16 protein-coding genes are annotated in these 17,200 nt (G+C 67.5%); 8 read left to right on the forward strand and 8 right to left on the reverse strand.

From position 1 onward, the window contains the following. Positions 1–2 precede the first annotated feature (2 nt). The 3 genes from ABD693_RS05925 to ABD693_RS05935 all read left to right on the forward strand — a co-directional run bounded on the left by ABD693_RS05925 (position 3) and on the right by ABD693_RS05935 (position 3,642). The gene (locus ABD693_RS05925) at positions 3–2,078 is read left to right on the forward strand and encodes a 3-hydroxyacyl-CoA dehydrogenase NAD-binding domain-containing protein (RefSeq protein WP_344696098.1); all 2,076 of its coding nucleotides are present in this window, start codon (positions 3–5) and stop codon (positions 2,076–2,078) included. Positions 2,079–2,180: 102 nt separating this feature from the next. Then, complete coding sequence (locus tag ABD693_RS05930) at positions 2,181–3,032, forward strand: hypothetical protein (RefSeq protein ID WP_344696099.1); 852 nt, start codon at positions 2,181–2,183, stop codon at positions 3,030–3,032. A 13-nt stretch (positions 3,033–3,045) separates the two neighbouring features. Continuing rightward, positions 3,046–3,642 (forward strand): cytochrome b, encoded by a 597-nt coding sequence (locus tag ABD693_RS05935; RefSeq protein ID WP_344696100.1) that lies wholly within the window; start codon positions 3,046–3,048, stop codon positions 3,640–3,642. Positions 3,643–3,652: 10 nt separating this feature from the next. Here the strand turns inward: ABD693_RS05935 and ABD693_RS05940 are convergent, their stop codons facing one another. From ABD693_RS05940 to ABD693_RS05960, 5 genes are all read right to left on the reverse strand, one after another. Continuing rightward, positions 3,653–4,231, reverse strand: coding sequence for a L,D-transpeptidase family protein (locus ABD693_RS05940; protein ID WP_344696101.1), 579 nt, complete (start codon positions 4,229–4,231; stop codon positions 3,653–3,655). Positions 4,232–4,285: 54 nt separating this feature from the next. Next, on the reverse strand, positions 4,286–5,881 hold the full coding sequence (locus ABD693_RS05945; RefSeq protein WP_344696102.1) for an FAD-dependent oxidoreductase: 1,596 nt from the start codon (positions 5,879–5,881) through the stop codon (positions 4,286–4,288). A 104-nt stretch (positions 5,882–5,985) separates the two neighbouring features. Then, entirely contained in the window at positions 5,986–6,219 is a 234-nt protein-coding gene (locus ABD693_RS05950; RefSeq protein ID WP_344696103.1) for a hypothetical protein, read from the reverse strand. Between the two features lie 135 nt (positions 6,220–6,354). Further along, positions 6,355–7,926 carry a glutamine-hydrolyzing GMP synthase gene (guaA, locus tag ABD693_RS05955; protein WP_344696104.1) on the reverse strand — a complete coding sequence of 524 codons (1,572 nt, stop codon included), beginning with the start codon at positions 7,924–7,926 and terminating at the stop codon, positions 6,355–6,357. Positions 7,927–8,008: 82 nt separating this feature from the next. Further along, positions 8,009–8,587, reverse strand: coding sequence for a hypothetical protein (locus ABD693_RS05960; protein WP_344696105.1), 579 nt, complete (start codon positions 8,585–8,587; stop codon positions 8,009–8,011). A gap of 260 nt (positions 8,588–8,847) precedes the next feature. Here ABD693_RS05960 and ABD693_RS05965 point away from each other — a divergent pair, with 260 nt between their 5' ends. Beyond that, complete coding sequence (locus ABD693_RS05965) at positions 8,848–9,393, forward strand: L,D-transpeptidase family protein (RefSeq protein ID WP_344696106.1); 546 nt, start codon at positions 8,848–8,850, stop codon at positions 9,391–9,393. A gap of 46 nt (positions 9,394–9,439) precedes the next feature. Here the strand turns inward: ABD693_RS05965 and ABD693_RS05970 are convergent, their stop codons facing one another. Next, positions 9,440–11,614 (reverse strand): prolyl oligopeptidase family serine peptidase, encoded by a 2,175-nt coding sequence (locus tag ABD693_RS05970; protein WP_344696107.1) that lies wholly within the window; start codon positions 11,612–11,614, stop codon positions 9,440–9,442. 110 nt (positions 11,615–11,724) lie between these two features. Between ABD693_RS05970 and ABD693_RS05975 the strand changes: the two genes are divergently transcribed. Genes ABD693_RS05975 through sseA form a run of 4 tightly spaced genes read left to right on the forward strand, consistent with a single transcriptional unit; the run spans position 11,725 to position 16,210 of the window. Beyond that, positions 11,725–12,933: a M20 metallopeptidase family protein gene (locus ABD693_RS05975; protein WP_344696108.1), complete on the forward strand. Its 1,209-nt coding sequence runs from the start codon at positions 11,725–11,727 to the stop codon at positions 12,931–12,933. 6 nt (positions 12,934–12,939) lie between these two features. After that, positions 12,940–14,934 carry an OPT family oligopeptide transporter gene (locus ABD693_RS05980; RefSeq protein WP_344696109.1) on the forward strand — a complete coding sequence of 665 codons (1,995 nt, stop codon included), beginning with the start codon at positions 12,940–12,942 and terminating at the stop codon, positions 14,932–14,934. Continuing rightward, positions 14,931–15,383, forward strand: a complete 453-nt coding sequence (gene queF / locus ABD693_RS05985) for a preQ(1) synthase (protein WP_344696110.1) — start codon at positions 14,931–14,933, stop codon at positions 15,381–15,383. The genes ABD693_RS05980 and queF overlap by 4 nt, the downstream gene beginning before the upstream one ends. Then, on the forward strand, positions 15,383–16,210 hold the full coding sequence (gene sseA, locus ABD693_RS05990) for a 3-mercaptopyruvate sulfurtransferase (protein WP_344696111.1): 828 nt from the start codon (positions 15,383–15,385) through the stop codon (positions 16,208–16,210). The genes queF and sseA overlap by 1 nt, the downstream gene beginning before the upstream one ends. Here sseA and ABD693_RS05995 read toward each other — a convergent pair. Then, complete coding sequence (locus ABD693_RS05995) at positions 16,207–16,563, reverse strand: hypothetical protein (RefSeq protein WP_344696112.1); 357 nt, start codon at positions 16,561–16,563, stop codon at positions 16,207–16,209. The genes sseA and ABD693_RS05995 overlap by 4 nt on opposite strands. A 62-nt stretch (positions 16,564–16,625) precedes the next feature. Then, positions 16,626–17,177, reverse strand: coding sequence for a winged helix-turn-helix domain-containing protein (locus ABD693_RS06000; RefSeq protein ID WP_344696113.1), 552 nt, complete (start codon positions 17,175–17,177; stop codon positions 16,626–16,628). Between the last annotated feature and the right edge of the window lie 23 nt (positions 17,178–17,200).

Genomic DNA, 17,200 nt, shown 5'->3' on the forward strand with positions numbered 1-17,200 from the left:
CCATGGAGACCCCAGTGACTTCGCCCATCAGCACCAGCCGCCACGGCCACGTCCTCATCATCTCGTCGAACAACCCGCCGGTGAACGCACTCGGCCATGCGGTCCGCGAGGGCCTCGTGAAGGGGATCGAGGAGGCCGACGCCTCCGACGAGATCAAGGCGGTGGTGATCATCGGCGAGGGCGCGACCTTCTTCGCGGGCGCCGACATCAGCGAGTTCGGCACCCCCAAGGCCTTCGCCCAGCCGGTGCTGCCGCAGGTCGTCGACATCATCGAGAATTGCACCAAGCCGGTGGTCGCCGCGATCCACGGCACCGCATTGGGCGGCGGGCTCGAGGTGGCGCTCGCCTGCCACTACCGGGTGGCGCATCCGGGCGCGAAGCTCGGCGTTCCGGAAGTGAAGCTCGGCCTGCTGCCGGGCGCGGGCGGGACCCAGCGGCTGCCGCGCGCGGCGGGCGTCCAGCATGCGCTGGAGATGACAACCAGCGGCAATCCGATCGGCGCCAAGCAGGCCGCCGAGATCGGGCTGGTCGACCGCATCATCGAGGGTGACCTCCTCCAGCATGCGGTGGCCTATGCGACCGAAGTTGCCGACGTCCGGCCGCTGCCCAAGACCAGCGAGCGGACCGACAAGCTCGAGGGCACCGACCCCGCGGTCTTCGACCAGTTCATCGCCGCCAACCCGCGCACCTTCCGCGGCTTCGAGGCTCCGATGAAGAACCTCGAGGCGGTCCGCGCCGCGACCCAACATCCCTATGGCGACGGCGTCCAGGTCGAGCGCAAGCTGTTCATGGAACTGATGGCCGGGACCCAAGCCAAGGCGCAGCAATATTTCTTCTTCGCCGAGCGCAAGGCGGCCAAGATCGAGGGCGTCGACGACAATGTGAAGCCGCGCGAGATCAGGAAGGTCGGCGTGATCGGCGCCGGCACCATGGGCGGCGGCATCTCGATGAACTTCCTCCAGGCGGGCATTCCCGTCACCATCGTCGAGACGAGCCAGGAAGCGCTCGATCGCGGCACCGGGGTCATGCTGCGCAATTATGAGGCGAGCGCCAAGAAGGGCCGCTTCACTGCCGAACAGGTCGGCCAGTTCATGGGCGCGCTGAACCCGACGCTCGACTTCGACTCGCTGGCGGACTGCGACCTCATCATCGAGGCCGTGTTCGAGCAGATGGAGATCAAGAAGGACATCTTCGGGCGCCTCGACAAGATCGCCAAGCCGGGCGCGATCCTTGCGTCCAACACCAGCTACCTCAACATCGACGAGATCGCCGCGGCGACCGGCCGCCCGCAGGACGTGGTCGGCCTCCACTTCTTCTCGCCGGCCAATGTCATGAAGCTGCTCGAGGTGGTGCGCGGGGCCAAGACCGCCGACGACGTGCTGGTCACCGCCATGGCGCTGGCGAAGAAGATCAAGAAGGTCGCGGTGGTCGCGGGCGTCTGTTACGGCTTCATCGGCAACCGCATGCTGATCCCGCGCCAGACCGAGGCGACCAAGCTCCTCCTCGAAGGCGCGACCCCGGCGCAGATCGACAAGGTCCACACCGACTTCGGCATGCCGATGGGCCCGTTCCAGATGGCCGACCTCGCCGGCGTCGACATCGGCTGGCACCGCGACGTCAATCGCATCGAGAATATCCGCGACGCGCTCTGCGCGGCCGACCGCTGGGGCCAGAAGAAGAGCGCGGGCTTTTACGATTACGACGAGAAGCGGCGCCCCTCCCCCTCGCCGACGGTGCAGGGGATCATCGAGGACTTCCGCGCTAAGGCAGGCGTCACCGCGCGCGAGATCAGCGACCAGGAGATCAAGGAGCGGACGCTCTACACGATGGTCAACGAGGGCGCGAAGATCCTCGAGGAGGGCATGGCCCAGCGCGCGAGCGACATCGACGTGGTGTGGGTCTACGGCTACGGCTGGCCGGTCTATCGCGGCGGCCCGATGCACTGGGCCGACAGCGAAGGTCTACAGTCGATCGTCGATGGCCTACGCCGGTCTGCAGAACATATGGGCGAAGACTTCTCGTTTTCCCAGTTGCTTCTGGACAAGGCCGAGAAAGGCGAGAAATTCACGGGCCGCTAACCGCCGTTTCGGCGTTGGGGACCGACTGTGCTTCACGACCAGAGTCTGACGCAAGCCGAACAGGCATTTCTGAACGCGCCATTCGCCCCGGGCGGATGGCAGGTGGCCGTGGACGCGCTGGCGGCGGCGACCCGCTCGCGGCACGCACAACTGGTGGGGATCGGCGGTCCGCTGACGATCCCCTTCCACATCCTGAGCGACTGGCCTGACGACCCCAACGGCCACATGAACAATGTCTCGCTGGTCGGTCACGGCAACTGGCGGATCGGCACCAGCGACAAGGCGATGGCGATCCGCCACGAGGCGCATTACGCCGCCTACAAGGCGGATCATTTTTCGGCCGATTACGAGGACGCGATGAGCGACCTCGACTTCCAATTTGGCTGCCACACCGCGTTGACGCTCGAGACGTCGGGGTCGACCCGGCTGGCGCTGCTCCGGACCCGGCGCGAAGGGGCGTGCGACAGCGACACCCTCGAGCGCTTTGCCCTCCTCGCCCGGCAGGCCGAACGGGCCTTCCGCGTCCAGCTCGCGCTTGGCGAGCAGGCCGCGGAGCTGATGCTGGCCGGGGTCGAGGGCCGCGGGGAAGCCACCATGCTGCTCGACCGGACGGGGCAGATCTGCGGGATGAGCGCGGCCGCCGAGGCGCTGCTCGACGAACAGCAAGGGCTCCACGAGGAAGGCTTTGCGGTTCGCCTGTCCGACAACAACGAGAACCAGGCTTTCGGCGCGGCGATGGGCCGGCTGCTCCACGGCGACGGGGTCAACGGTCCGGTGCTCCACGAGATGGTCGTCGGGCGGTCGAGCGACAATCCGGGCGGGCGCTGGCGGCTGATCATCGCCCGTCTCCCCGAGATCGAGCCCGGCCTCAATTTCGCGCCGACTCTGGCCGTCACGCTCCGGTCGAAAGGCCACCAGAACCAAATGGTGATGCCGGTCGTTGCAGCAGCGTAAAGGAGAGCCAAGCATGGCCACTGTCGCTGCCGCCGTCCCGCAGAATCCCGTCCAGCGTTATTCGGGCGTTGCCGTCGCCTTCCACTGGATCACCGCCGCGGCCGTGATCTTCCAGCTGTGGCTGGGCTTCAGCATGGGCGACGAGGGACCGCCGGCCGAGCCGACCTTCACCTGGCACAAGACCGTGGGCGCGCTGATCCTATTTCTGACGCTCGCCAGGCTCACCTACCGGCTGAGCAACCCCCCGCCCCCCTTCCCGGATGACATCAGCAAGTGGGAGCGCGTCGCGGCAGTGTGGAACCACCGCTTGTTCTATCTCCTGCTGCTCGGGCTTCCGATCGGCGGCTATCTCGCGGTATCGGCCTTCCAGCAGGGCAAGCCGATCATGCTGCTCGGCGGGATCCCGCTGCCGACTGTTCCCGGCATTCCCAAGAGCATGGGCGAAGTCTTCGGCGGAATGCACGAGGTCGCCGCCTTCGCGCTGATCGCCCTGATGGCGGTCCACGTCGCCGCGGCGCTCAAGCATCGCTTCATCGACAAGGCGCCGTCGAGCGGGCGGATGCCGCCGCTGACGCTGCCGCACGAAGAGACGGTGGTCGGCCAGGGCTGACGGGGGAGGGTTAGCCCTCGATCACTACCTCGGTGCCGGTGGTGGTCAGGCCATAGAGCTTCTTGGCGAATTCGACCGGGATCCGGACGCAGCCGTGGCTCGCCGGATAGCCGGGGAGCTTGCCGCCGTGGAAGGCGATGCCCTTTTCATCGTACATCTGCATGTAGGGCATGGGGGCGTTGTCGTACTTGCGGCTGAAGCCCTTCACCTGCTTGCGGAACACCTTCCAGTAGCCGAGCGGCGTCTCGCGCCCCTTCTTGCCGCTCGAGATGGTGGTCAGGCCGACCAGCTGATCGCCCTTGTAGACGAACATCAGCTGCTGGAGGCGGTCGATCACCACGCGGGCGGGCGCGTCGGGAATGGTCGGCGCCCAGCGATAGTCCCCGGCCTTGAGCGCGACGGTACCGAACAGGGCACGGGCGTCCTTGGTCGCCTTGGGCGCATGGCCGTGAGTCCATTCGTAGGGGAGTTGCGCCTCGGTGACCGGCGCGGGTGCCTGCACGACCTTGGGCGGGGTGGTGGCGCAGGAGGCGAGCAAGGCGGCGCCGAGTGCGACGGGCAGCAGGCGGGAAGCGGTGAGTCGAACCATGGAATACGGCATGACGCCTGACGCCATGGCGTCAAGCCACTGGTAAACGATGGATTAGCCCCCGATCCCGGTCTCGGCCGCCGGCGGCGCGTTGACGTGGCCCCACACCGCGCTGATCACGACCGAACCTTCGCCGACCGACGAGGCCACGCGCTTGACCGATCCCGCGCGCACGTCGCCGACCGCGAAGATGCCCGGGGCCGAGGTCTCGAAGGTGCTCCGTCCGCCGACCTCGCGCCCGGTGATGACGAAGCCCTTTGGATCGAGTTCGACGAGGCCCGACAGCCAGCCGGTGTTGGGCGCGGCGCCGATCATTATGAAGAGGGCGGATGCCGGCAGCGTCTGCTCGCCTTGCGGTCCCGTCACTTTCACGCCCGCGAGGCGCCCCTCCCCTTCGAGGCCGGATAGCTCGGTCCGGTAATGGATGGTGATTCGCGGATCGGCCTCGAGGCGCTGGCGGAGATAGGCGCTCATCGTGTCGGCGAGGCTGTCGCGGCGGACCAGCAGATGGACGTGGCGGGCCGTGCGCGACAGGTACATGGCCGCCTGGCCGGCGCTGTTGCCGCCGCCGATCACCACCGCCTCGGTCTCGCGGCAGAAGCGCGCCTCCATCTCGGTCGCGGCATAATAAACGCCGGCGCCTTCGAATTCCTCGAGCCGCGGCACGGGCAAGCGCTGGTACTGGACCCCGGTCGCGACGAGGACCGCCCTGGCGCAAAGCTGTTCGCCCTCGTCTAGCGTCACGCAGAATCCGTCATCGGTGCGGGCGAGCCGCTCGACCCGGCGCGGCATGGCGAAGCGGGTACCGAACTTCATCGCCTGCACTTCGCCGCGGAAAACGAGGTCGCCGCCCGAAATGCCGGTCGGGAACCCCATGTAGTTCTCGATCCGGCTGCTGGTCCCGGCCTGTCCGCCGATCGCGGTGTCCTCGACGACGAGCGCTCGCAGACCCTCGGAGCCGGCATAGACGGCGGCGGCGACCCCGGCCGGGCCGGCGCCGACGATGATAAGGTCGAGCGCGTCTTTGTCGGCGCTGTCGATATCGAGCCCGAGGGTGCGGGCGAGTGCGCGCGGCGAGGCTTCGGAAAGAAGGCGGTCACCGACATAGACGCAAGGGCTTTCGCCGGGCTCGGTCGGGCGGTTGCGGAAGGCGATGCGGTTGCGGGCGAGGAAGCTCGCGACCCGGCCGATCGCGGGATCCTCGTCGAGGCCGACCAGCCGGATGTTGCTGCGGCCCTCTTCATAGATGCGGCGGCGGCGCGCGGCGAAGACGGTCAGGATGTGGTCGCTGACCTCAGGAATCCGGCTCATCAGGTCGAGCATCGCGGGGCGTGGCGCCTCGAGCGTGACCGTCGGCTGCGAGGCGCGCATCGCAAAGGTCAGGGGCGTGCCGCTGAGGAAGTTGAGTTCGCCGAGGAATTGGCCGGGGCCGATCACGGCCTCGAGGAGGCGGCCGCCGGTGTCGGGATCGACCACCTCGACCTCGCCCTCCTCGACCAGGATGAAGCGGTCCTGCGGGTCCTGCGCTTCGAAGATGATGTCGCCCGCCGCATAACGGCGGGTGGTGGCGATGGCGCGGATCGCGTCGAGCTGCTCCCCCGCGAAGGGGCGGGGCGTCATGAAGGTGAGGTCGCCGCCGATACTGTCCATGTGGCCGACGATAGGGGCGCGGGCGGCGCGGGAAAAGGGAGCGGAAGGGGGCCCGTCCGGCAAAGGGGGGCGAAACCGGACGGGCCAGGGAGCGGGCGGAAGGATTACGACTTGCGGGCGGCGTGCCGTTCGATCCGATGCTCCTTGCGCGCGGCCTTCATGGCGACGCGATGGCGCTGGCGCGACGAGCGGACCGCGATCTTGCGCTCCTTCTTCTCGGCCTTGGCCTGGGTCTGCTGGACCTTGACCGCGGCATGCTGCTGCGGAGTGGTCGCGGCGGCGGCCGGGGTGATGGCGAGACCGAGCGCGGCGAGCGGGGCGAGGAAGATGGCCTTCATTGCGGTGACCTCTGGCAAAAGCGGCGGGACCATTCCCGTCGTTGGCCTCGGTCTAGGCCAGCGCGGATGGTGTCCGGCTGGCGGGCGCGTGAACTTTCGGTAAACCGGGGCGAGACCCTTTCGCGGTCCTGCCGCTCACTCCCACTCGATCGTGCCGGGCGGCTTCGACGTGAAGTCGTAGGTCACGCGGTTGATGCCCTGGACCTCGTTCACGATCCGGGTCGCGACCCGGCTCAGGAATTCGGGCGCGAAGGGATAGACGTCGGCGGTCATGCCATCGACGCTGGTGACCGCGCGCAAGGCGCAGACGCTGTCGTAGGTCCGCGCGTCGCCCATGACGCCCACGGTGCGGACCGGAAGCAGCACCGCGAACGCCTGCCAGATGGCGTCGTAGAGCCCGGCGTTGCGAATTTCCTCGAGGTAGATGGCGTCTGCCTTGCGCAGGATGTCGCAGCGCTCCTTGGTGACCTCGCCCGGGATACGGATCGCGAGGCCCGGCCCCGGGAAGGGGTGGCGGCCGACGAAGGCGGGCGGGAGACCGAGCTCGACGCCGAGCGCGCGGACCTCGTCCTTGAACAATTCGCGCAAGGGCTCGACGAGCTTCATGTTCATGCGCTCGGGCAGGCCGCCGACATTGTGGTGGCTCTTGATCGTGACCGAAGGCCCGCCGGTGAAGCTGACGCTCTCGATGACGTCGGGGTAGAGCGTGCCCTGCGCAAGGAAATCGGCGCCGCCGATCTTCTTCGCCTCGGCCTCGAACACCTCGATGAAAGTCTTGCCGATGAACTTGCGCTTGGCCTCGGGGTCGCTGACCCCGGCGAGGCCCGAGAGGAACAGCTCCTCCGCTTCGACGTGCACGAGCGGGATATGATAATGCTCGCGGAACAGGGTGACGACCTGCTCGGCCTCGGCGGCGCGCATCAGCCCGTGGTCGACGAAGACGCAGGTCAGCTGTTCGCCGATCGCCTCGTGGATGAGGACCGCGGCGACCGCGCTGTCGACCCCGCCCGAGAGGCCGCAAATGACCCGGCCGCTGCCGACCTGGGCGCGGATGTCGGCGATCTTCTGCTCGCGGTACGCGGCCATGCTCCATTCGCCCGAGCAGCCGCAGATGACCTTCGCGAAGTTGGCGAGGAGCTTGCCGCCGTCGGGGGTGTGGACCACCTCGGGGTGGAACATCAGGCTGTAGCGCTTGTCCGCCTCGTTGGTGGCGATGGCATAAGGCGCGCCTTCGGAGCGGGCGACGATCGAGAAGCCGGGCGCGAGGCTTTCGACCCGGTCGCCGTGGCTCATCCAGACCTGATGGGTTTCGCCGACCTCCCACAGGCCATCGAACAGGGCCGAGGGGGCGACGACCTCGATGAAGGCACGGCCGAATTCCTTCTGGTCGGAGGTGACGACCTTGCCGCCGAGCTGCTGGTGAAGCGTCTGCTGGCCATAGCAGATGCCGAGCAATGGCAGGCCGCTGTCGAACAGGACCTGGGGCGCGCGCGGGCTGTCTTCCCAAGTGACCGAAGACGGCCCGCCCGAAAAGATGATGCCCTTGGGATTGAGCCGATGGAAGGCGTCCTCGGCGGCGTTGAACGGCGCGATCTCGCAATAGACGCCGGCCTCGCGGATGCGGCGGGCGATCAGCTGCGTGACCTGACTTCCGAAGTCGACGATGAGCAGGGTGTCGCCGAATTGCTCAGGCGTCTGGACGGTCAAGGCGGGCGGCTCCGTGGCGCAAGGGAAAGGGCGCCGAAGCCCTATGACTCCGGCGCCCTCCTGTCCACTAGAGCCCTGAGGCTTAGTAGCGGTAGCCGCTCTGACCAACCCGAAGATCGGTGATCCGGCCGCTGCGGTCGTACTTGCAGTTGAACGAGTACTGGTTGACGCCGGCCTGCTGGTAACCGCCGTACGGCTGGTTGTAGCCGTACTGGCCGTAACCGCCGTAATTGCCATAGGCCCCGGTGCCGGCCTGACCGTAGACGCGCATGTTGCCCTTGCGGGTGCGCTCGACGCGGTCGATCTGGGTCACGCGGATGCCGGCCTGCTGATAGCCGCCGTAACCGCCATAACCACCGCCGTAGCCGTTGTTATAGCCGTACTGGCCGCCATTCAGGCGCTGCTCGGCGGCACGGGCACACTGGTTCACGGCCGCACGCTCGAGGTTGTAGTCGCTCCGGCCGTAATAATTGTTGTAGCCGTACGGGTTCTGGCCGCGGAGGATCGAGTTGAGGATCGACCCTGTGATGATGTCACCGAGGCCGCCACCACCGTAGCCGCCGTAACCCGGATAATATTGCGCCGCGGCCGGGGCCGCCGCACCGATCGACACGGCTGCAACGGCAGCCGCACCGGCGAGGATCTTTGCAATAGCCTTCATGGCCACGTCTCCTGGTCTAAGCGAAGCGGCACTGACCGCTCGTGATGCCCTCTTTGGGCGATTCGCGCTGCATCGCATCTGAATGTCCGGTTTGCTGACGTTCAGGGTCCGCAACGACTTTCCTGTGTTACTCCCAACGCAGCAGCGAGAATTATTTTCCGTCTGCCGTTGACAATTGCCAAAAGTCGCGAATCGAATTGGCAAAGTCGGGAACCCGTCGCAGCCCGTGCGTGTTTATGGGGCAAACGGAGACCTTTGAAATGAAGCGCTTAGCTTTGCTCGCCGCGGCTTTTGCCGCGTTTGCGGCGACCCCCAGTCTTGCCGCCGATCTCGTCGCCGACGAGAGCCCCGACGCCGTCATGGCCGCCTCGACCGCGGTGATGAGTGCCCGTGACGATGCCGCGGATCTTCTGAGCCGCGACCTCAAGCCCGGTGGCTATTGGTGGAACGCCAATCGTCCCGATGGCGGTCCGGTCGAAGTGCGGGTCAGCCTCGAAGACCAGCGCGCCTATGTCTATCAGGCGGGCGAACTGATCGGCGTTTCGACCATTTCGTCGGGCAAGCCGGGCAAGGACACGCCCCCGGGCATCTTCCCGATCCTCGAGAAGAAGACGATGCATCGGAGCCGCAAGTACGACAATGCGCCCATGCCCTTCATGCAGCGGATCGACAATTACGGGATCGCGCTCCACGCCGGACACATCCCGGGCCGTCCCGCCAGCCACGGCTGCGTGCGCCTGCCCTCGGCCTTTGCGGCCAAGCTCTTTTCGATGACCAAGGTCGGCGACCGCGTGGTGATCGGCTGAGTTTCAGGCCGGCGCGGGGTTTCCCCTGCCCGCGCCGGCCTGACCCTTACTTGATGGCGAGCCCGGTATACTTCGCCATGAACGCGGCGACGTCGCTCGCTTCCTCGATGATCTTGTCGGTCGGCTTGCCCGAGCCGTGACCCGCGCGGGTTTCGATCCGGATGAGGTGCGGCTGGCCGTCGGGATCGGCGTGTTGCAACGCGGCGATATACTTGAAGCTGTGCCCCGGAACGACGCGATCGTCGGTGTCGGCCGTGGTGACCAGGACCGCCGGATAGCGCACGCCCGTCTTGATGTTGTGATAAGGCGAATAGCTCAGCAGGGTGCGGAAATCGGCCTCCTTGTTGGGATAGCCATAATCGTCGACCCAGTAGCGCCCCGCGGTGAAGCGGTCGAAGCGCAGCATGTCCATCACGCCCACCGCCGGGTTGGCGGCGGCGAAGAGATCGGGGCGTTGGTTGACGACCGCGCCGATCAGCAGGCCGCCGTTCGAGCCGCCCTGCACCGCGAGCCCGCCCTTGGGCGTCACGCCCGTCGCGATCAGCGCTTCGCCCGCGCCGATGAAATCGTCGAACACGTTCTGCTTGTTCTGGAGGCGACCGGCGTCGTGCCACGCCTTGCCATATTCACCGCCGCCACGGATGTTCGCCTGAACCCAGGCGCCGCCCTGCTCGAGCCAGGCGAGGCGGGTCGCGGAGAAGCTCGGAGTCAGCGAGACGTTGAACCCGCCATAGCCGTAGAGCAACGTCGGGACGGGCCCGGTCACCCCCTTCTTGCGGACGATGAACATCGGCACACGGGTCCCGTCCTTCGACGCGAAGAATCGCTGCTCGACGGTGAAGTCGTCGGGGTTGAAGAGGAGCTTCGGCTCGAACCAGGCGGTGCTGGCGTTCGACCGGACGTCATAGCGGTAGATGGTCGTCGGACGGTTGAAGCTGGTGAAGGCGAAGAAGGTCTCGGAGTCGTCGAGATCGCCCGAGAAACCCGCCGCCGTGCCGATCCCCGGAAGCTCGATCGAGCGCTCGAGTGCGCCGGCGAGGCTGTGGACGCGCACCGCGGTCGCGGCATCCTTGAGGTAGGACAGGATGAGCTTGCCGCCGACGAGGCTCGAGCCGCTCAGTGTTTCGGGCTGCTCGGCGACGATGGTCGTCTTGTTCGGACGCGCGGCGTTGACGTCGATCGCCACGACCTTGAGGCGCGGGGCGCCGTCGTTGGTCTGGAAATAATAGGTCGAGCCGCGGTTGCCGATGTAGCTATAGTCGTGGGTGAAGCCCGGGATCAGGGTGCGCGGCCTGGCGCCCTTCTTCTGCCAGTCGAGCAGGGTGACTTCATAGCGCTCGTCGGTGCCGCTCGAGGAGGTGACGACGAGGGTCGAGCCGTCGTCGCTGATCACCGCGCCATGGTTGAGGTCGGGCCGGTCGGGCGTCGCGTAAAGCAGTCGGTCGGCGTCCTGGCCGGTGCCGACGCGGTGGTAATAGACCATCTGGTTCTTGTTGAGGCTGGTGAAGTCCTGCCCGCCCGCGGCCTCGGGATAGCGCGAGTAGACGAAGCCCTTGCCGTCCTTGGACCAGGAAAGGCCCGAGAACTTCACCCACTTGATCTCGTCACCGAGCAGCTTGCCGGTGGCGACGTCGATGACCTTCAGGGTGCGCCAGTCCGAGCCACCGTCCTGGATCGCATAGAGGAGATATTTGCCGTCCTCGCTCGGCACCCATTCGGCGAGCGCGGTGGCGCCGTCCTTGGCGAAGCTATTGGGGTCGACGAGCAGGCGCTCGGTCCCGTTCAGGCCGTCGCGGACATAGAGCGGCGACTGGTTCTGGAGGCCCGAGTTGCGGGCGTAGAAGTAGCGGTTGCCCTTCTTCACCGGCACGCCGACACGCTCGTAATTGTAGAGCTCGGTCATCCGCTTCTTGAGGATGTCGCGGCCGGGGATGCTGGCGAGGAATCCGTTGGTGACGGCATTTTCCTGCGCGACCCAGGCGGCGACCTCGGGATCTTTGCGCACGTCGTTCTCGAGCCAGCGATAGGGGTCGGCGACGGGCGTTCCGAACTGGGTCTCGACGAGATCGACCCGGCGGGTCTGCGGATAGGCGAGCGCGGGCGCAGCCGGTTCGGCGGCGGGAGTTTCGACCGGCGGCGGGGTCATCGCCGCTTCGGGCGGCGGGGTGGTCGAGCAGGCGGACACGATCGGAAGGGTCATCAGGAACAGGCTCTTGCGCATGGAAAGTCCCTATGTGGGGGCCGAGGGAGATGCGAAAAGGCTAGCAGCCGCACGGCCCCGTGCAAGGGCGGCGGCTTGCGTCGGGCCATGAACCGGCGCAATCCGCCGCCATGACCCTCGTCAACACCGATTTCCACGCCGCCGCCGAGGCCGAGTATGACGCGATGATCGCGCTCCGCCGGGCAATTCATGCCGATCCCGAGCTCGGGCTGCACTGCACCCGGACGAGCGCCAAGCTGAAGGCCTCGCTCGAGGGCCTCCCGCTCGAGATCCGCGACAGCACGAGCACCAGCGGGTTCGTCGCGATCCTGCGCGGCGCCCGGCCGGGCCGGACCGTGCTCCTGCGCGGCGACATGGACGCGCTTCCGATCCACGAGGAGACGGGGCTCGATTTCGCCAGCCAGACCGATGGCAAGATGCATGCCTGCGGACACGACACGCATTCGGCGATGCTCTCGGCAGCGGCGCGGATCCTCTGCGCCCAGCAGGCGAGCCTCGAAGGCACAATCGTCTTCATGTTCCAGCCGGGCGAGGAAGGCCATCACGGCGCGCGCTTCATGATCGAGGACGGGTTGCTCGACGATCCCAAGCCCGACGCCGCCTTCGCACTCCACATCTGGCCGACCATGCCGGGCGGCGTGGTGACGAGCCGGACCGGCGCGCTGCTCGCGTCGACCGATGCGCTCAACGCCACCATTCGCGGCAAGGGCGGGCATGCGGCCATGCCTTATGACGCGATCGATCCCATCCCCGTCGCCTGCGAGGCGGTCGGTGCGTTGCAGGCGCATCTCGCGCGGCGCGTCCCCTTCTTCGACGCGGCGGTCATCTCGATCACGCAGATCCACGCCGGCACCGCCTACAATGTCATCCCCGAAACGGTGGAACTGAAGGGCACGCTCCGCACCCTGTCGGACGAGCGCCGCACCGCCGAGAAAGCGGCGATCGAGCGGATCGTGACCGCGGTCGCGTCGGCGCACGACTGCACCGCCGAGGTCCGGATCGACCAGGGCTACCCCGCCTGCCGCAACGATGCGCGCGCGGTGGCGCTGGTCGAGGGCCTGGCCAAGGATCTGTTCGGCGAAGACCAATATGTCGAAATGCCCACCCCCATCATGGGCGGCGAGGATTTCGCCTACGTGCTCCAGAAGGTGCCGGGCTGCATGGCCTTCGTCGGGGTCGCCCCGCCGGATGAGGCCGCGCCGGGCGGCCGGGCGGGACTGCACCATGCCAAGATGACGGTCCACGAAGAGTGGCTGACCCGCGGCGTCGCGCTTCACTGCGGCTTTGCCACCCGCTTCCTCGCGCGCGGCTGGGAGTAAACCCCCATGAAGGAACTCACCCTCCGCGGGATCATCCTCGGCGCGCTGCTGACGATCCTCTTCACCGCCGCCAACGTCTATCTCGGTTTGAAGATCGGGATCACCTTCGCGACCTCGATTCCCGCCGCGGTCATCTCGATGGCGGTGCTCAAGCTGGTCCGCGATTCGACCATCCAGGAAAACAACATCGTCCAGACGATCGCCTCCTCGGCGGGCACGCTCAGCGCGATCATCTTCGTCCTTCCGGGCCTGATCATGGTCGGCTGGTGGACGGGCTTCCCCTACTGGCTGAGCGTCGCGGTGATCGGCATCGGCGGCATCCTCGGGGTCATGTATTCGGTGCCGCTCCGGCGCGCGCTCGTGACCGGAAGCGACCTCCCCTATCCCGAAGGCGTTGCGGCGGCCGAAGTGCTCAAGGTCGGCGCAGGCGTCGGCGGGGCGGAAGAGAACAAGCGCGGGCTCACCGCCATCGTCATTTCTTCGGTCGTCTCGGCCTTCTACTTCATGTTCGCCAAGACCCGGATCGTCGCCGAATCGGCCGAGAAGAGCTTCCGTCTCGGTGCGGGCGCGACCAGCGCCTCGGCCAGCCTGTCGATGGCGCTGATCGGGGTCGGCCACCTCGTCGGCATGGCCGTCGGCATCGCGATGATCGTCGGGCTGCTTATCGCGAGGCTCGGGCTGCTGCCGTGGCTCACCGCCGATCAGGTCTCGGCCGGCGGCGCGCTCGACGAGATCGTCTCGACCACCTTCCGCGAGAAGGTCCGCTTCATCGGCGCTGGCACCATCGGCGTCGCCGCCATCTGGACGCTGCTCAAGATCATTGGCCCCATCGCCAGGGGAATCCGCGAGGCGATGGCCGCCAATCGCAAGCGGCAGGGCGGCGAAGCGCTCGAGCTCACCGAGCGCGACCTTCCGATCACCATCGTCGGTGGCACGATCGTCGCCGCGATGATCCCGATCGCGCTGCTTCTTGCGGCGTTCGCCAAATCGGGGCCGATCGCGACGATGGAGGGCACGACGCTGACGCTGTCGATCCTCTACATCCTCGGCGCAGGCATCGTGATCGCCTCGGTCTGCGGTTACATGGCGGGCCTGATCGGCGCCTCGAACAGCCCGATCTCGGGCGTCGGCATCCTCTCGGTGCTCGGCATCTCGCTGATCCTCGCCGCGCTGTTCGGGCAGGGAGCAGGCGATGGCGCGGATACCAAGGCGCTCGTCGCCTTCGCCCTGTTCGTCACCGCCATCATCTTCGGCATTGCGACCATCTCGAACGACAACCTCCAGGACCTGAAGACCGGGCAGCTGGTCGGGGCCACCCCGTGGCGCCAGCAGGTCGCGCTGGTTCTCGGCGTCGTCTTCGGTGCCTTGGTGATCCCGCCGATCCTCGAGCTCCTCAACAGCGCCTTCGGCTTCCAGGGCGCGCCCGGTGCGGGCCCGAACGCCCTCGCCGCCCCGCAGGCCGCGCTCATCTCCGCAATCGCGCAGGGCGTGCTCGGCGGTAACCTCGACTGGGGCCTGATCGGCACCGGCGCAATCATCGGCGTGGTCGTGATCGTCATCGACGAGGTGCTTCGCGGCACGACGAAGAAGTACAGCCTGCCCGCGCTGGCGGTCGGCATGGGCATCTATCTGCCGATGGACCTGACCCTGCTGATCCCGATCGGCGCGCTGCTGGGCTGGCTCTACAATCGCTGGGCCGAGAAGCAGCAGAACCCCGGCTTCGCCGAGCGGATCGGGACGCTGATGGCGACCGGCCTCATCGTCGGCGAGAGCCTGATGGGCGTCGCTTATGCCGCGATCGTCGCCGGCGCCGAGCGCGCTGGCAGCGAGAATGCCGGCGAGGTGCTGGCGCTGGTCGAGGACTTCCCGTGGGCGGTCCCGCTCGGCATCCTGCTCTTCACCGGGCTGATCGTCTTCCTCTATGCCTGGACCAGCAAGGCCGCGCGCACCGCGCCGCTTGCCGCCGACCCCCTCCAGCCCAGCGAAGCGACCTATCGATGAGCCTCACCCCCAAGTTCCTCGGCCAGAACAGCGCGCTCCCAGCCTCGCCCGAGGAAGCCACGCTCGACTATGTCCCCAACCCGCGGGTCGGCAGCCTCTACCTCGTCCGCTTCGCCGCGCCCGAGTTCACCTCGCTCTGCCCGGTGACCGGCCAGCCCGACTTCGCGCATCTCGTGCTCGACTATGCGCCGGGCGAAACCATTGTCGAATCGAAGAGCCTCAAGCTGTTTCTCGGCTCGTTCCGCAACCATTGCGGCTTCCACGAGGACGTGACGGTGGGCATCGGCCAGCGCCTGTTCGACGAGATGAAGCCGCGCTGGCTGCGGATCGGCGGCTACTGGTATCCGCGCGGCGGGATCCCGATCGACGTCTTCTGGCAGTCCTCGGCAACGCCCGAGGGGCTGTGGGTCCCCGACCAGGGCGTGGCGGGCTATCGCGGGAGAGGGTGATGGACGATCTGGTTTCGATCTCGTGGCTGGCGGCGAACCTCAAGGCCGCCGACCTCGTCGTGCTCGACGCGAGCTGGCACCTCCCCACCGCCAATCGCGACCCGCGGCAGGAATATGCGGCGCACCACATTCCGGGCGCGCGCTTCTTCGACATCGAGGCGCTGGCGGATCACGATGCCGCGACCAGCCACATGCTGCCGAGCGCGGCGGCGTTTGCGGCGGGGATGGAAGCGCTTGGGGTCGGTTCGGACGACCGGATCGTCATCTACGACCAGAGCGACCTTCATACCTCGGCGCGGGCCTGGTTCATGCTTCGCCACTATGGCGCCCGTAACGTCGCAATCCTCGACGGCGGATTGAAGCAGTGGCTCGCCGAGGGCCAGCCGACCGACAGCAAGCCGCCGACCGAGCGGCCGGCCCGCTTCGCCGCCATCGAGGCCAAGGGCGAGGTCGTGACCAAGGACGACATCCTGCGCGGCGTCGGGGTGCCGTTGCTCGACGCGCGCGGCGCGGCGCGCTTCGCCGGGACCGAGCCCGAGCCGCGCCCGGGCATGGCCGCCGGACATATCCCGGGCGCAAAGAATTTGCCGTTCGGCGCGCTCTACGCCGAGGACGGGCGCTTTCGCTCTCCTGACGAACTGCGCCGGGCCTTCGCGAATGCCGGGCTCGATCCGGCGCGGCCGTTCGTCGCGACCTGCGGGTCGGGGGTCACCGCCAACAGCCTGATCTTCGCCGCGCGACTGCTCGGCAACCGCGACACCCGGCTCTACGACGGCAGCTGGAGCGAATGGGGCGCGGACCCGCACACGCCCAAGGAACAGGGTTAGGCGCGGCCCGCGAACAGGGCCTGGATGCCCGCGAGATCGCGGCGGAGCGTGTCGCCGAGCACGTCGATCGCTGCCGGGTGCGGCGTCTCGCCGGCGGTTTCCGCCCCGATCAGCGCCTCGATCCCCGCCGCCGCGGTACCCGCCACCCGGATCGAGCGATGGTCGGCGCAGCGCTGAACCGCTTGCGGCGCGAGCGGGAGCAGTTCCTCGAACGCGATCTCCGCCGGGTCACGGCGCGGGCGGCCTTCGAACATCTCCACCAGCGCGAGTGCCTGGCGCACGCTGCGCAGGCGCGCGACGGCTTCACTGTAGGGCGCCGATTCGACCGGTTGCTCGGGCTGGAAGTGGATCATGCGACTCGCAAATAAAGTCGCATGGTTGCGGAGAGGTAAACCTCCCCGCCACGAGGGGCCGATCAGGCAGCCGCATTCTCCAGGTCGCGGAGGATCCAGCCGCGCTGCGGAATGGTCTCGATGAACTCCGCCCCGTTGCTCGCCATCCGCAGCTTCTTGCGAAGCTTGGAGATGAACACGTCGATGATCTTGGGCTGCGGCTGGTCGTCGGACCGACGGTAGAGGTGCTTCAGGAGCATCGTGCGCGTGACGACGTTGTTGCGCGCGAAGGCGAGCAGCTCGAGCACGCGATACTCCATCTCGGTGATGGCGATCGGGTGGCCGTCGATGCGGATCAGGCGCTGGACCTGATCGACCGCCATGCGCCCCCCGCACAACGTCGGCGGAAGCTCCGAGCCCGCGGCCTTGAGGCTGGCGAGCAGCTTCGAGGCGACGTCGTCGGCATCGTCACGGGCACCGAGATTCACCGGCGCGCCGATCAGCTGCTGCTGCAGCTCGGACACGAGGGCATGCGCCTCCTCGGCCATCTTCTGCCCTTCCTCGAAGCGCTTGCGCGAGCGCTCGAGCAGGGCTTCCACCTCGACGAGGCGGGCGGAAATCGTATCGTCGGCCATAATCTCCCTCCCCTTCTCTGTCG

The sequence above is a fragment of the Sphingomonas rosea genome (genome assembly GCF_039538065.1).
Lineage (GTDB): Bacteria > Pseudomonadota > Alphaproteobacteria > Sphingomonadales > Sphingomonadaceae > Sphingomicrobium > Sphingomicrobium rosea.